Origin of the sequence: Haloactinopolyspora alba (genome assembly GCF_003014555.1) — a bacterium.
GTDB lineage: Bacteria > Actinomycetota > Actinomycetes > Jiangellales > Jiangellaceae > Haloactinopolyspora > Haloactinopolyspora alba.
Window position 1 is genome coordinate 1 of the sequence record NZ_PYGE01000013.1, and the last position, 13,505, is coordinate 13,505.

13 protein-coding genes are annotated in these 13,505 nt (G+C 70.8%); 6 read left to right on the forward strand and 7 right to left on the reverse strand.

Annotated elements, in window-relative coordinates:
* Positions 1-201: 201 nt before the first annotated feature.
* Positions 202-1,248 (reverse strand): helix-turn-helix domain-containing protein, encoded by a 1,047-nt coding sequence (locus CLV30_RS16760; RefSeq protein ID WP_106538387.1) that lies wholly within the window; start codon positions 1,246-1,248, stop codon positions 202-204.
* Between the two features lie 200 nt (positions 1,249-1,448).
* Between CLV30_RS16760 and CLV30_RS16765 the strand changes: the two genes are divergently transcribed.
* From CLV30_RS16765 to CLV30_RS16775, 3 genes are all read left to right on the forward strand, one after another.
* Positions 1,449-2,354, forward strand: coding sequence for an MBL fold metallo-hydrolase (locus tag CLV30_RS16765; RefSeq protein ID WP_106538388.1), 906 nt, complete (start codon positions 1,449-1,451; stop codon positions 2,352-2,354).
* Between the two features lie 413 nt (positions 2,355-2,767).
* Positions 2,768-4,078 (forward strand): MFS transporter, encoded by a 1,311-nt coding sequence (locus CLV30_RS16770; RefSeq protein WP_205741037.1) that lies wholly within the window; start codon positions 2,768-2,770, stop codon positions 4,076-4,078.
* Between the two features lie 12 nt (positions 4,079-4,090).
* Positions 4,091-5,677: a peptide chain release factor 3 gene (locus CLV30_RS16775; RefSeq protein WP_106538389.1), complete on the forward strand. Its 1,587-nt coding sequence runs from the start codon at positions 4,091-4,093 to the stop codon at positions 5,675-5,677.
* Positions 5,678-5,690: 13 nt separating this feature from the next.
* Here the strand turns inward: CLV30_RS16775 and CLV30_RS16780 are convergent, their stop codons facing one another.
* Positions 5,691-7,094: a glucose-6-phosphate dehydrogenase gene (locus CLV30_RS16780; RefSeq protein WP_106538390.1), complete on the reverse strand. Its 1,404-nt coding sequence runs from the start codon at positions 7,092-7,094 to the stop codon at positions 5,691-5,693.
* A 115-nt stretch (positions 7,095-7,209) separates the two neighbouring features.
* Here CLV30_RS16780 and CLV30_RS16785 point away from each other — a divergent pair, with 115 nt between their 5' ends.
* Together CLV30_RS16785 and CLV30_RS16790 are read left to right on the forward strand one after the other, a co-directional pair.
* Positions 7,210-7,887 carry a uracil-DNA glycosylase gene (locus CLV30_RS16785; RefSeq protein ID WP_106538500.1) on the forward strand — a complete coding sequence of 226 codons (678 nt, stop codon included), beginning with the start codon at positions 7,210-7,212 and terminating at the stop codon, positions 7,885-7,887.
* Positions 7,888-8,145: 258 nt separating this feature from the next.
* Complete coding sequence (locus CLV30_RS16790) at positions 8,146-8,349, forward strand: cold-shock protein (protein WP_106538391.1); 204 nt, start codon at positions 8,146-8,148, stop codon at positions 8,347-8,349.
* Positions 8,350-8,425: 76 nt separating this feature from the next.
* Here CLV30_RS16790 and CLV30_RS16795 read toward each other — a convergent pair whose 3' ends face one another.
* Positions 8,426-9,292: a (2Fe-2S)-binding protein gene (locus CLV30_RS16795; RefSeq protein WP_129711083.1), complete on the reverse strand. Its 867-nt coding sequence runs from the start codon at positions 9,290-9,292 to the stop codon at positions 8,426-8,428.
* A 181-nt stretch (positions 9,293-9,473) separates the two neighbouring features.
* Here CLV30_RS16795 and CLV30_RS16800 point away from each other — a divergent pair, with 181 nt between their 5' ends.
* On the forward strand, positions 9,474-10,364 hold the full coding sequence (locus CLV30_RS16800) for a SigB/SigF/SigG family RNA polymerase sigma factor (RefSeq protein WP_205741039.1): 891 nt from the start codon (positions 9,474-9,476) through the stop codon (positions 10,362-10,364).
* Here the strand turns inward: CLV30_RS16800 and CLV30_RS16805 are convergent.
* From CLV30_RS16805 to CLV30_RS16825, 4 genes are all read right to left on the reverse strand, one after another.
* The gene (locus CLV30_RS16805) at positions 10,319-10,690 is read right to left on the reverse strand and encodes an STAS domain-containing protein (RefSeq protein ID WP_211300076.1); all 372 of its coding nucleotides are present in this window, start codon (positions 10,688-10,690) and stop codon (positions 10,319-10,321) included. The genes CLV30_RS16800 and CLV30_RS16805 overlap by 46 nt on opposite strands.
* Positions 10,691-10,966: 276 nt before the next feature.
* Positions 10,967-11,287: a divalent-cation tolerance protein CutA gene (cutA, locus tag CLV30_RS16810; protein WP_106538502.1), complete on the reverse strand. Its 321-nt coding sequence runs from the start codon at positions 11,285-11,287 to the stop codon at positions 10,967-10,969.
* 413 nt (positions 11,288-11,700) lie between these two features.
* Positions 11,701-12,864 carry a hypothetical protein gene (locus CLV30_RS16820; protein ID WP_129711084.1) on the reverse strand — a complete coding sequence of 388 codons (1,164 nt, stop codon included), beginning with the start codon at positions 12,862-12,864 and terminating at the stop codon, positions 11,701-11,703.
* Positions 12,864-13,469: an RNA polymerase sigma factor gene (locus tag CLV30_RS16825; protein WP_106538395.1), complete on the reverse strand. Its 606-nt coding sequence runs from the start codon at positions 13,467-13,469 to the stop codon at positions 12,864-12,866. Before CLV30_RS16825 ends, CLV30_RS16820 begins: the two co-directional genes overlap by 1 nt.
* Positions 13,470-13,505: the final 36 nt, after the last annotated feature.

Genomic DNA, 13,505 nt, shown 5'->3' on the forward strand with positions numbered 1-13,505 from the left:
AGTTCACCGGCCGGGGCAGCCGCGAGCGCCTGCACCACGGTGACCAGCCGATCAACCTCAACCGAACCCATGTCCGAAACACTACCGCCCACCACCGACAACGTCCGCCCTCGACATCGGCTCAGCAACATCCAGGCGAATCCGGCCGCATGACCATGACTGCGGCGGCCCACGCCGCCGAACGGGCCCGGGAGCGACCGGTCAATCGGCGGAACCGGGTACGCCCAGGCCCGCCAGCACGGCGGCGGCGTTTCCGGTCCGTTCGTACAGCACGGCTCGCCCGGCCCGGCGGCGGCTGAGCAGGCCGGCCTCATGGAGTTTCCGGACGTGGTAAGAGACCGTGGCCCGGCTCAGACCGTGCCGGTCGGCGAGCTCCGCCGTCGACCGCGCGGTGGCCAGATCCGCCAGCAACGCCGTCCGGCGGGCGCCGACCAGGCCGGACGCCTCCGTCAACGGTACGGGCTCGGACCAGACCCGGCCGCGTCCGTGTGCCGGATAGCCGACCATCGCGTGCCCGGAGCTCCCTCGCCACGCTGCCGGCCGCGGCAGGAACACCGACGGGGTCAGGATGAGCCCGGAGGCGCATCCGAGCCGCATGTCGTACGGGTGGTCCAGGGTGACTCGATCGTCGTCGTGCTCCAGCGACGTGTGCAGGCCGGCGACGATCCCGGACAGCCCGGTCCGGCTCGCGCGGACGGCATGGTGGCGCACGTCCTCGTCGAGCACTCGACGCACCGCGTCCCACGCGTCCGACAGGACCACCGTCCAGCAACGGTGCACCTCGTTGATCACGCAGGCGAGTAACGCCTCCGCTCCTCCACCGTCGAGAACCGCCGCGATCGCGTCCGGCAACGGCGCGCGTGGATCCTGCCCGGGCGCGCTGCCGGTCACCTCGAGCACTTCCGCCGGCGGCTCGCCGATCCGGAACGCCAGTTCGAGCTGGGCCCGGACGCGGTCCGCGGGAGCGGCGGCAACCGCCGCGAGTTCGTCGTCGAACGACGGCTCGTACCGATCCGGCAACGGCACCAGGAAGTCGGGCACGTACCACGACTCGTGCTCCACGAGGGCCAGCAGGACGGCGAGAGACGAGCGATCGACCAGCCGACGGGTCCGTTGCACCCAACGCCTGGCGTACGGAGCCCGGTCCGGGTGAGTCAGCACCTCCAGGGCGTCGTTGAGCTCGACGAGCCGCGACAGCGCGAACCGGGAGTGAGCGAGCCCGTACGGGCCGAGTTCGAACGTGATCACACGGCACCCCACCCGGCGAGTTCGAGATCGTTCGAATCCTTGGCGCGCCGACGGCGGGCCGAGGTCGACTCACCGTAGCGCTGACCCGTCCGGCACCCGCGTTGCGCACCCCCGGACGGCACGCGCCGCCGCTGTAGGAGAGCCGAGGAGAGGGGACCACCGTGGGTCACGTCCGTACCGCAATCGATCGACGAACCTTGATGATCACCACCGCGCTGGCCGGGACCAGCGTCCTGACCACGACACCAGCCGTCGCCGCCGGACATCGTTCCGGGGGTGTGGCGATCACCCGGTCGGTGGGAGCGATCCAGGTGATCTGCCTGCTCGACGCCTCCGGACCGTTCACCCTGAGCTCACCCGCCACGGCGTTTCCGAACGCCACCGAGGCCGACTGGTCGGCGGCCCGCCTGATCGACCCGGAGGCCTTCGGACCCGACGGCAGGTGGCATCTGAGCTTCCAGTGTTTCGTCGTCGCCGGGCCGGGAAGCCGGATCACCCTCGTCGACACCGGCGTGGGGCCGGCCGGCAGCCCGGCGTCGAGCTGGGCACCGGTTCCCGGACGGCTCCCGCAGGCGCTCGCAGAGATCGGGGTCGACGTACGGGACGTGGACCTCGTCGTCCAGACTCACCTGCACTCCGACCACATCGGCTGGGCCGTCCACCCGAGTGGGGAGCCGGTCTTCCCCCGAGCCCGCTACGTCGTCCAGCGCGCCGAGATCGCTGCGCTCGAAGCTGCGGGCAGTGCGCTGGTGCCGTACGTCGTGGACCCGCTGCGCCGGACCGGGCAGCTGACCGAGGCCGACGGCCGGACCCGGTTGGCCGGAGGGCACGGCCGATCCGGTCACCGGATCACCGCCGTGCCCACGCCCGGGCACACTGCCGGCCACCAGTCCGTCGTGGTCGACGACCAGGGCGCGCGGATGGTCATGACCGGAGACGTGCTGGTCCACGCCGTCCAACTGGCGAACCCGGCGGTGACGTATCAGTACGAGGGCGACCCGGAGCTCGCGCACGCGACCCGTCGCACGCTTCTGAACGATGCCCGCCGCCGTCACGCCGTGCTCGCCGCCGCCCACCTCAACCGCCCGTTCGTGAACGTGTGCTGACGGGGGTTCGGGCGGCGCCGCGCCTCTACGGGGACCCATCACGAGGCGTTGACACGCATCACCAGGGCTGCAGGGGTGGTGACGCATGGAATTCCATGGTGAACGTGGTCAATCTCCAAGCCGCGGAACCGGGGGTGGAGGGCCGTGTACACTGGGCTTGGTCAAATCTTGGACGAATTCAGCGGGAGCCAGGCATGTCGCCGCGTCACGGTCAGCCACTGACCGTGGGCTCCACCGTCCTTCCGGCGAATCGTAGGCCGCTGCACCGGCAGTTCTCGGCCGCGAACCTTCCCGCCACACCCCTCACCACATAACGACACGCGCCGGGACCGACGCCGTGCCCGGTAACGAGAACAACGCGGAGTCGACCAGCGACGCCGCACCATGAGCGAGGAACAACACGAAGGAAGAGTGTGACCGTTACTGCTACGACGTCCCGGCGCACGTCACCACTGAGACCGGGCGGGTTCTACGGCTGGCACATCGTGGTGGGCTCCACGGTCGCGCTGGCCGCCACCGGTCCCGGTCAGACCGCGGGCGTGTCGGTGTTCATCGACCCGCTCATCGTCGACCTCGGGGTGTCCCGGTCGGCGATCTCCACCGCATACCTGATCGGAACGTTGTGCGGCGCGTTCACGCTGCCGTGGATCGGACGGGCGCTGGACCGTTACGGCGTGCGCCGCACCATGGCCACCATCGGGCTCGTGTTCGGCGCGGTGCTGATGCTGTTGGCAACCGCCAGCGGGATCGTCGGGCTCACGGCCGGGTTCGTCGGCATCCGGATGGCCGGCCAGGGCGCGCTCGGGCTGACGGCCACCACCGCGACGGCGCTGTGGTTCAGCCGCCGGCGCGGCACCGCGACCGGCATCGTCACCGCCTTCGGAGCGATCGGGATCTCGATGACCCCGCTGCTCATGGAGGGGTTCGTCGCCGAGCACGGGTGGCGCACGGCGTGGCTCGTCGAAGGGTTGGCGATCTGGGCGATCGTCATCCCGCTCGCGTTGCTGGGCATGCGTGACCGGCCGGCGGATCTCGGTCAGCTGCCGGACGGCGCACAGGCACCGGAACCCGGTGAAACCCATGAGCACGTCGAGTGGGGCGTGACCGTCCGCGAAGCCGTACGCACACCGTTCTTCTGGGTCGTGGCCGGCGGGGTCGCCGCGTGCGGGCTGCTGTCCACCGCGATCAACTTCCACCAGATCAGCTTGCTGTCCGAGCGCGGGCTCACCACGGCCGAGGCGGCCGGAAACTTCCTGTGGCAGACCATCGCCGCACTGCTGGCGACGCTGGCCACAGGCGCGCTGTCCGACCGCGTCAAGCCGCGTTGGCTGATCGCGGCGTCGATGGTCGCGCTGGCCGGCAGCCTGGTGCTGGGGAGCCGGGTCGAACCGGGTCTGTCGGCCATCGCCTTCGGTGCGCTGCTCGGCTCGGCCGGCGGGGCGATGCGCGCCCTCGAGGCCGCCACGTTCCCCCGGTACTACGGCACCACGCATCTGGGGTCGATCCGTGGCATGGTGACCGCCGTCAGTGTCGGCTCGACGGCGTTCGGCCCGCTGCTGTTCTCGGCAGCACACGAACTGACTGACGCGTACACGACGATCCTCGTCGCGACCGCGCCGATCCCCCTGGTCATCGCCTTCACCGCGTTCGTGGTCCGCCCACCCTCCCTCGCCCCGCACCACGACAGCACCAGCACCAACACCAGCACCGATACGAATCCATAGGATCGACATCCGATGCCAACACCAGCCACCACGGCCGACGTCGCCGCCGAGGCCAACCGCCGGCGCACGTTCGCCGTCATCAGCCACCCGGACGCCGGCAAGTCCACCCTGACCGAGGCCCTGGCGCTGCATGCACGAGTCATCGGCGAAGCCGGCGCCGTGCACGGCAAGTCCGGGCGCAAGTCCGTCATCTCCGACTGGATGGAGATGGAACAGGCCCGGGGGATCTCCATCACGTCCGCCGCGCTGCAGTTCGAGTACGCCGGCAACGTGATCAACCTGCTCGACACCCCTGGACACGCCGACTTCTCCGAGGACACCTACCGGGTGCTCGCCGCCGTCGACTGTGCGGTCATGCTGCTCGACGCCTCCAAGGGGCTGGAGCCGCAGACGCTGAAGCTGTTCGACGTCTGCCGGCACCGCGGCGTGCCGGTCGTCACCTTCGTGAACAAGTGGGACCGGCCGGGCATGCACGCGCTGGAGATCGTCGACCAGCTGTCCGAGCGGATCGACCTGCAGGCCACGCCGATCAACTGGCCGGTCGGCGAGGCGGGCTTCTTCCAGGGCCTGCTCAGCCGCACCGACGAGACCATGACGACCTTCGAGCGTGCTCCCGGCGGCGCACGAGCCGCCACCGAGTACGTTCTGACCGGCGCCGAGGCGAAGGCCGAGTACCCGGACGAGTGGAGCACCGCGCTCGACGAGGTGTCGCTGATGGACCACCTCGACGTGGAGTCGTTCCACACCGGGTCCACCACGCCGATGCTTTTCGGCGCCGCGGTGGCGAACATCGGCGTGCGCCAACTGCTCGACACACTGGTCGAGCTCGCGCCGGCGCCGTCGGCGCGCGTGGATGCCGACGGGGTTCCCCGCGCGGTGGACGCGCCGTTCTCCGGCCTGGTGTTCAAGGTGCAGGCGGGCATGGACCCCGCGCACCGCGACCGGCTGGCGTTCGTCCGGGTGTGCTCCGGGCGGTTCGAGCGCGGCACCGTCGTCACCCACGCGGCCACCGGCAAACCGTTCGCCACGAAGTACGCACGCGCGATGCTCGGGCGCGACCGCGACACGGTGGACGACGCCTTCCCCGGCGACATCGTCGGCCTGGTCAACGCCACCGCGCTGACGGTCGGCGACACCCTGCACGCGGAGGGATCCCGGGTGGCGTTCCCGCCGATGCCGTCGTTCTCACCCGAGCACTTCGCCATCGCGCGCACCACCGACACCGGCAAGGCCAAGCAGTTCCGGCGTGGCATCGAGCAGCTCGCCGAGGAGGGCGTCGTGCAGATTCTGCACTCCGACCGCCGCGGCGACGGCGCCCCGATGCTGGCGGCCGTCGGGCCGCTGCAGTTCGAGGTCGCCACGGCGCGGCTGAAGCAGGAGTTCGGGGTGCCGGTGGCGCTGGACACGTTGCCGTACAGCCTGGCGCGGCGCACCAGCGCCGAGCACGTCGCGCTGCTGAACGGCGAGTCCGGGGTCGAAGTGACCGAGCGCCGGGACGGGGCGCTGCTGGCGCTGTTCCCGGACAAGTGGCGGCTCTCGTCGGTCGAGCGCCGTCACCCGGACGTGCACCTCGAGCCGTTGGTCGCCGGGACGCAGTGACGACGCGGGCCGGTCACGTGCCCGGCGGCCCCGCGGACCCGGCCGGGTACTCCTCCATGGGCACGGCACCGTCCGACCACGCCGCCAGCACCGGTTCCACGATCCGCCAGCACTCCTCGGCCTCGTCCCCGCGGACGGTCAGACCGGGGTCGCCGTCGATGAGCGCGCGCAACACCAGGCTGTACGGGCCGGGACCCGGCTCGTCGAGTTCCGCGGTCAGCGTCCGCCGGCGTGGGTCGCCAGGCGCGTCACCACCGTTGGTGTTGACCTCCATGCGGATGGCGTCCGGGGCGAGCGACAACCTGAGCACCGTGGGCGGCGTCCGTGGGCCGAACAGCGCCGGCTCGGCGGGACGGAACCGCACGACGACCTCACGCCGGTCCGCGCCCAGCGCCTTGCCGGTCCGCACCCGGAACGGCACTCCCCGCCAGCGCGTGTTGTCGACGGTGAACGTGACCTCCGCGAAGGTCTCGGTTCCCCGCGAGGCGTCCACGTCCGGCTCGTCGACGTAGGCGGGCACCGACTCGCCCGACGGCCAGCCGCCGGCCGTGTATCTCGCCCGGCGGCTGCGCGTACGCATCTGGCCGGGCTCCGGCGGGCGGACCGCACGGAACAGCTCGGCGCGACGGTCGCGCAGCTGCCGTTCGTCCAACCCGGACGGCGGCTCCATCGCCACCATCGCCAGGATCTGCAGCAGATGGTTCTGGATCATGTCCCGCAGCGCGCCGGCCCGGTCGTAATACCCGGCCCGGCCCTCGAGCGCGACGGTCTCGTCCCACACGATGTCCACCGCGTCGACGTTCCCGGCGTTCCAGACGGGTTCGAACACGCGGTTGGCGAACCGGAAGCCGAGAAGGCCGAGCACGGTCCGCTCGGCGAGCACGTGGTCGACCCGGAAGACCTGGTCCTCACGGAACTCGCGGCCGATCAGAGCGTTCAGGCCGGCCGCATCGGCCCGGTCGACACCGAACGGCTTCTCCACCGCCAGCCGGCTCCCCGTTGGCAGCTCCACACGGCTCAGCGCCTCGATGGCGGACTGGAACAACGTGTTCGGCAGCGCCAGGTAGACGGCCACCGGCCCGGTCTCCGCCGGTATCGCGGCGCGCACGTCGTCCGGCTCGGTCGCGCTGCCGCGGCGGTAGCGCAGCCGCCGGCACAGCTCGTCCCGGGCGTCGGCCGGGACCTCCGCCGCGTGTTCGGCCAGCTCCGTCGCCGCCGTCCGGCGGTACGCGCCGTCGTCGAGAGCGTCGCGGTCGACGGCGATGATCGACCCGCCGTCGGGGAACCGGTCGGCGGCGACGAGCTCCGCCGCGGCCGGGAGCAGGTAACGCATGGCCAGGTCACCACAGCCACCGAGGACGACGATGGTGTCGACGGGGGTGGACGCGGCCGCGCGTGTGCCGTCGTCGGCCGGCATGGAACCACCTCCCCACCAGGCCGGAGCACGTGCCTGCCCGGCCGGTCGCCGGACCGGGAGCGGCATACCGTGACCGCGCCTCACAACCGGCGAGATGACCATTACAGTGACCGCCATGACTGCGCAACCGCTGCACGAACTGGTGGATCCCGGCTGGGCACGCGCGCTGGAACCCGTCGCCGGGAGGATCACGCAGATGGGCGAGTTCCTCCGCGCCGAGATCGCAGCCGGACGCGGCTACCTGCCCGCCGGCGAGCACGTCCTGCGGGCGTTCACCCAGCCGTTCGACGACGTCCGGGTGCTGATCGTCGGGCAGGACCCGTACCCGACTCCGGGGCACGCGGTCGGCCTCAGCTTCTCTGTCGCGCCCGACGTCCGTCCGTTGCCGCCGAGCCTGGTCAACATCTTCCAGGAGTACTCCACGGATCTCGGCTACCCGACGCCGAGCACCGGCGATCTGTCGCCGTGGGCGGACAACGGCGTCCTGCTGCTCAACCGTTCGCTCACCGTCGCACCTCGGTCACCGGCCTCACACCGTGGCAAAGGGTGGGAAGAAGTCACCGAACAGGCCATCCGGGCGCTCGTCACTCGGGGCACACCGTTCGTCGCCATTCTTTGGGGACGCGATGCGAGAAACCTTCGGCCACTTCTTGATAACATTTCGTGCATCGAATCCCCGCACCCGAGCCCCATGTCGGCCCGGAACGGCTTCTTCGGGTCACGCCCCTTCAGCCGGGCGAATGAGCTGCTCAGCGCCGCCGGCGCGACACCGGTGGATTGGAAGCTCCCCTGAGGCGAACCGTTCACACAGTGGGATTCGCCCTTGTGCGACAAGCGTTCGGTCATCGTATGCTTCCCGGCGCGGGCTCAAGGTGGTACTGTTCCAGCGGTTGCAGTAACAGTTCCTCGCACGTCCTTGAACGCCCGTGGGATGTTATCGCGGGCGTTTTTCGCTTCTCTGTGCCCAGCACTGTGGTAGCGGGAGACGGCGGCAGCAACCCGGAGTCGCACGGTGCGGCTCCGACACCGTCCCTGTAGGAGGACACGGCACATGGCACAGGGAACCGTCAAGTGGTTCAACGCCGAGAAGGGCTTCGGCTTCATTGCACAGGACAACGGGGAGCCCGATGTCTTCGTGCACTACTCGGCAATTCAGGCAGACGGATACCGCACGCTGGACGAGAACCAGCGGGTGGAATTCGAGATCACGCAGGGCCCGAAGGGCCCGCAGGCGGACATGGTCCGCACGGTCTGAGTAACCTGACAGCACTGCTGCCCCCGCACCGATTCGGTGCGGGGGCAGTGGTGTCTGCGGGTCCATGTCTCCAGTGTCACCGGCGCACATCACCGCGCTGTGACGTCCCGCGACGCCACAGCGACGACTCACCGGCCCATTCCCGCAGCCGCTGCCGCCGGCCGTCCTCATCGAGCACCGGGCAGGTCACGCAGTAGCCCGTGCTCGCACCGAGCCGGTACATGAAGCAGCACCCGCCCCGGACCATCCAGGTGCCGCTCGTCTCGCCGTCACCGAAGGTGAACGTGACCGGGCGCGGCCGGGCGCTCATCGCCGGCACCCGCGCCGCCACGGCATCGATCAACGCTGCGGCGGCCCTCCATGCCCCGCACAGATCGCCCGCGGGCGATGCGCCGCCACCACCCGCACCGGCGAGACTCGCCGTCAGCGCGACGGCGGCGACCGAGTCCGGCAACGCGCTCCAGATCACCCTGCGCCCGATCCGCGATACCCGGTGCACGTTCTCGAACGCGGGCTCGAGCACCCCCACGATCTGCTCGGCGACCCGGTCCTCGAACTCGCCCGGCCGTGCGCTCGCCAGCTGCCACGGCTCGGCGGCCACACGCTCGCAGAACCCGCCGCGGCCGAAGCCGAGCCACAGCCTCTCCGGATCGATGTCGACGGCGACCTCCGCGGCGAGCGCGCCGGCGACGCTCGGCCCCGCGACCGCATAGGACAGACCCTGAGCATGGGCCATGGCCGTCGCGAGCACCGTCCCGTGGCCGGTCCGGCCGGCCCGGATCCGCTCGCCGACGAGGTCCACCGTCTCCGCCGCCCGAGAGGCCGGCACCCACGCCGTCGAGCCCGTACCGACCACCGGGACGGGCTCCGGCACCGGCACGCCTGCCACCAGCCGGCATGCCCGCTGCAGCTCCGCGACGGCCTCCGCTGAGTTCGGCTCCACACCGCACATTGTCGCCGCCGGAGCGGAACCGACGACCGGTCGGTGGGTCATGCGGTACACACTGGTCCGAACCACATCGGTCGAACTTTCCGAAAGGGGTTGATGAGCAGGCACGGACGTGTTTCTGTGATGACGTGGTCAAGCAATCGCCACATCGCTTCGAGCTGAAGAGGTGTTGGCCTTGGCCGTCAAGACGCTCGGCGCTATCGACCGCCGCGAGACAAGCCACGCCGACCGCAACGAGCTGACGAACGATCTGCTCGCCACGGCAGCCGAAGTCGAAGAACACGAGCGGCAGCGGCTCGTCGACGAAGCGGTACTGCTCAACCTCAGCCTCGCCGAGTCCATCGCGCGCCGCTACAGCGGACGAGGCGTCGACCGCGACGACCTCGTCCAGGTCGCCTACCTCGGGCTGGTGAACGCCGCACACCGGTACGACCCGGGTCGCGGCCGCGACTTCGCCTCGTTCGCCGTTCCCACCATCACCGGCGAGGTGAAGCGCTACTTTCGCGACCACGGGTGGACGGTACGCCCGCCGCGCCGCGTCCAGGAGCTGCACGCGGCGCTCGCCGCGGCCTCGGCCGAGATCGCGCAGCGGCAGGGCTCGTCACCGAGCGCCGCGGACGTCGCGGAGCATCTGGACGTGGACGTGAGCGAGGTGGCCGAGGCGAGCGCATCACACGAGTGCTTCACCGTGGCGTCGATCGACTACCGCGGGACGGAGGGCGACGACACGCCGCTCGCCGAGGCGATCGGCGGTGAGGACTCCGGGTTCGACCGGGCGGAGGCGATCGTGGCGCTCGCGGGGGCCTGTCGCGAGCTGCGCCCGCGCGACCGGCACATCCTGTACCTGCGCTTCTTCCGGGGCCTCACGCAGCAGGAGATCGCCGCGGAGCTCGGCGTCACGCAGATGCAGGTGTCGAGGCTCTTGGCACGGATCCTCAGCCAGATGCGCCGGAGCCTGGGGCTGGCACCCACCGCGCGGCACGACGCTCCGACGACACGCCGCGGCGGCGAGCTGCCGCGTCAGCCGGCCGGGTCGACAGGCATCGGGGCACGCGCGGCGGCCTGATAGGCAGCCATGGAATCCTCGAGCGCGTCACCGATCTCGTCGTAGAACCGCGGCTGCGAACCGTTGGCGGCCGCGGAGACCTGCGAGCGGACGCCGTCCTCGCGGGTCACGATGCACACGCCCCCACCGCGGGCCTGCGCGCGACGATGCAGCGCCGCGAGCGCGGTGGCCGCGGACGGATGCACCTCGCTCGCGTTGCCGATATCGAGAACGACGTGCTTGCCACCAGCGGCAGCGGTCGTTGCGTGGATCTCGTCCACACGTCCCGGGTCGACATCGCCCGGAACCGTCACGATCGTGCAGCCGCCGAAGTCACGGCTGGTCACGGTGACATCGCTACGCACGGATGCTTCACCACCATCTGTGTGCGAGAGCGTCGGAGTCACCCGCATGCCTCCTTCGCTCCCTCGTGGCCGGTACCGGCCCGGCGTCGCCCCTCACCGTGCCGACCCATCTGATCCGACGCCTACGATTACTGAGAGTGAGCCACGGTGTCAAGATGCTCTCGGATGATCACACAGGGCGACACTCTGACACGACCGGCGTGGATGATCAAGTTCTTTCGCCGCGAACGTCGACGCACCGCACCTCCGGCCGACCCGTCAGCGCGTCTCGTCGGCCACCCAGGACAGGTACGCCACGCTGCCGCCGGTGACGGGCACCGTCACGACCTCGGGCACGTCGTAGCCGTGGTTCGCCTCCAGATGCTCGATCAGCGCCTGTGCGCGGTCGCCCGCGGTCTTGACCTCGACCCGCCACTCCCGCTCGGTCTGCACGGCGCCGTCCCACCGGAAGACGCTGGTGATCGGGCCGACGATCTGCGCACAGGCACCGAGCCCGGCCTCCACCGCCCCGGAGGCCAGCGCCAGCGCGGACTCCTCGCTGTCGGTCGTGGACATGATGATGACGTGCTCCGCGGACATGCCGGACATCGTATCGACGGAGCGGGAACCCGGGGCCGAAGGCCGTGATCACCGTGGTGCAGTCCCTGATCATCTTCGGGGTGGGTCTGCTGATAGGGGCGCGATTCGACGGCGGCGTCCCCGGCGTGCTGGTCGTGCTGCCGCCGCGACCGTGCTGGCTGGCCACCCGTGCGTTCCGCCTGTACCAGCGCTCGACCTAGAAGGAGGTTGTGGCCCCGGCCTCCGCAGCGAGCCGGGGCCACAACCCGTTTGCCCGACGGGACTGGGGTCGCATCCGTCGGGCGATCAGGGGTCGCACCGATCGGGACCGGTACGACCGTGCTTCATCGCACGGTGTTGTCGAGCCTTCACATACGTCATCGCTACGCCCCCGCACAGGGGTACGCCCTCTGCGAGGGAATCTGCGTCCGGTGTCATCTCCCCCGCGCGTTCGCCGACGTTCCGGGACGTTCCGACGTGTCGTCGCCGCTGCCGCCGTCACCGGAGCCGCCGTTCCCGGCACCGGAGCCGCCGTCGCCGTGTCCGGAGCCGTCGCGCTGCGACGCCGAGCCGTCGGAGTTCCCGTTGTCGGACGTGTCGCCGGGCTCACCGCGTTCCGTGGAATCGCCGGGTTTCGACTCCGGTGCACCTTCCGGCGCGGAGTCCCGGTTGCCCGAATCCGGATTGCCCTGATCCGGCTGGTTCCGGTCCGGGTTTCCCTCGTTGCCCTCGCCGGGGCTCCCGTCGGGTTGGCGCTCCTCGGCATTGCTGCCGGGATCCTCCGGCTGCCCGGGCGGCGTGTCCGGGCGGTTCGGCGTGTCCGGCTCCTCCGGCGGTGTCTCGGGGCGGTTCGGCGTGTCCGGCTCCTCCGGCGGCGTTTCCGGACGGTTCGGCGTGTCCGGCTCCCTCGGCGGCGTTTCCGGACGGTTCGGCGTGTCCGGCTCCCTCGGCGGCGTTTCCGGACGGTCCGGCGTGTCCGGCTCCCTCGGCGGCGTTTCCGGACGGTCCGGCGTGTCGGGACGCCCGACCCCGGGCGGGAACGTTCCCGGGTTCCGTGCCGGCGTGTCGGTCGTGTCGTCGGACGTCTCGTGGTCCGGCTCGCTGCCATGACCCGACAGCGGCGACGCGTCCGCGGGCGACGGCGTCTCGGTCTCCTCGACGTCGGCGACCTCGCCCGACCGGTCGCGAAAGGTGATCGGTGAGACGGACTCGATGAACGACTCCACCGATCGCTGCGCGCCGTCCGGCAGGGCTCCGGCGGCGGCGACACCGGTGAAACCGGTGAACGCAGCCACCACGCCGGTCACGACCCTGGTCCGGGGCCGCCACGCCGACACCCGGGGCCACCAGCGCCGGCGGCCTTGATCGGCGCCGGAGCCGGCAGGCTGTATCCCCGCGAAGTCGCCCGTCGCCATGCGCTCGGCGAGCTCCGGCGTCGGGTCGGGGCAGCCGGTGCCTTCCGAACGGATCTCGCGCACGGCGCCGGACAGCGGCTCGAGCCCGGGCGGCACCGCCTCGCCGCTGAGCAGAGTCTCTACCGCGGTATCGTCGTCGAGCCGGTGTCGTCGCATCTCATGCACGTCATCGCTGGAACTCATCACAGGGTTACGCCTTCCCCCGACAGTTTCTTGCGCAACGCCGTGAGCCCGCGTCGTTGCAACGCTTTCACCGCGCCCTTCGATCGGCCGAGCACCTCGGCGACCTGCTCGACGGTGAGGTCAGCCACGATCCGCAACAGCAGCACCTCGCGCTGGTCCGCGGACAGCTCGGCGCACAGTTCGGCCACGCGGCGCTGTCCGAGCGCCGCCATCGCGTCCTGTTCCGCGTCGCCGGCCGGCCGGTCCAGGACCTCCGGTTCCCCGGTGGGCGTCGACGGCTTGCGAGTGCGGCGGCGGCGCTCGTCGACCAGGCGCCGATGCGCGATGGTGAACACCCACGACCGGAACTGCTGTTCGGTGCCGGAGAACGAGCTCAGGCCGGCGAACACGCCGAGGAACACGTCACTGTTGAGGTCCTCCGGCTCGGCCGCGCCCTGCAACCGCAGGTAGCCGGCGACGGCCGGAGCGAGATCACGATAAAGACGCTCGAAAGCCCACGGCTCGCCAGAACGTGCCGCGTCGAGAATGCCGTCGAAGTCTTCTCCGATGGACAGACTGCCTCCCGGGTACACCGCCTCGGACACAGTGCGTTCAAACTCGGACATCGTGCCGGTGCGGATGAGGGTACGGCCATCCGGGTC

What these genes read in the sequence shown, in the direction of transcription:
- CLV30_RS16820 (WP_129711084.1), bottom strand. Translation starts at nt 12,864, where the DNA reads ATGAGTTCCAGCGATGACGTGCATGAGATGCGACGACACCGGCTCGAC.
- CLV30_RS16765 (WP_106538388.1), top strand. Translation starts at nt 1,449, where the DNA reads ATGATCACCACCGCGCTGGCCGGGACCAGCGTCCTGACCACGACACCA.
- CLV30_RS16775 (WP_106538389.1), top strand. Translation starts at nt 4,091, where the DNA reads ATGCCAACACCAGCCACCACGGCCGACGTCGCCGCCGAGGCCAACCGC.
- cutA (WP_106538502.1), bottom strand. Translation starts at nt 11,287, where the DNA reads ATGTCCGCGGAGCACGTCATCATCATGTCCACGACCGACAGCGAGGAG.
- CLV30_RS16790 (WP_106538391.1), top strand. Translation starts at nt 8,146, where the DNA reads ATGGCACAGGGAACCGTCAAGTGGTTCAACGCCGAGAAGGGCTTCGGC.
- CLV30_RS16780 (WP_106538390.1), bottom strand. Translation starts at nt 7,094, where the DNA reads ATGCCGGCCGACGACGGCACACGCGCGGCCGCGTCCACCCCCGTCGAC.
- CLV30_RS16785 (WP_106538500.1), top strand. Translation starts at nt 7,210, where the DNA reads ATGACTGCGCAACCGCTGCACGAACTGGTGGATCCCGGCTGGGCACGC.
- CLV30_RS16825 (WP_106538395.1), bottom strand. Translation starts at nt 13,469, where the DNA reads ATGTCCGAGTTTGAACGCACTGTGTCCGAGGCGGTGTACCCGGGAGGC.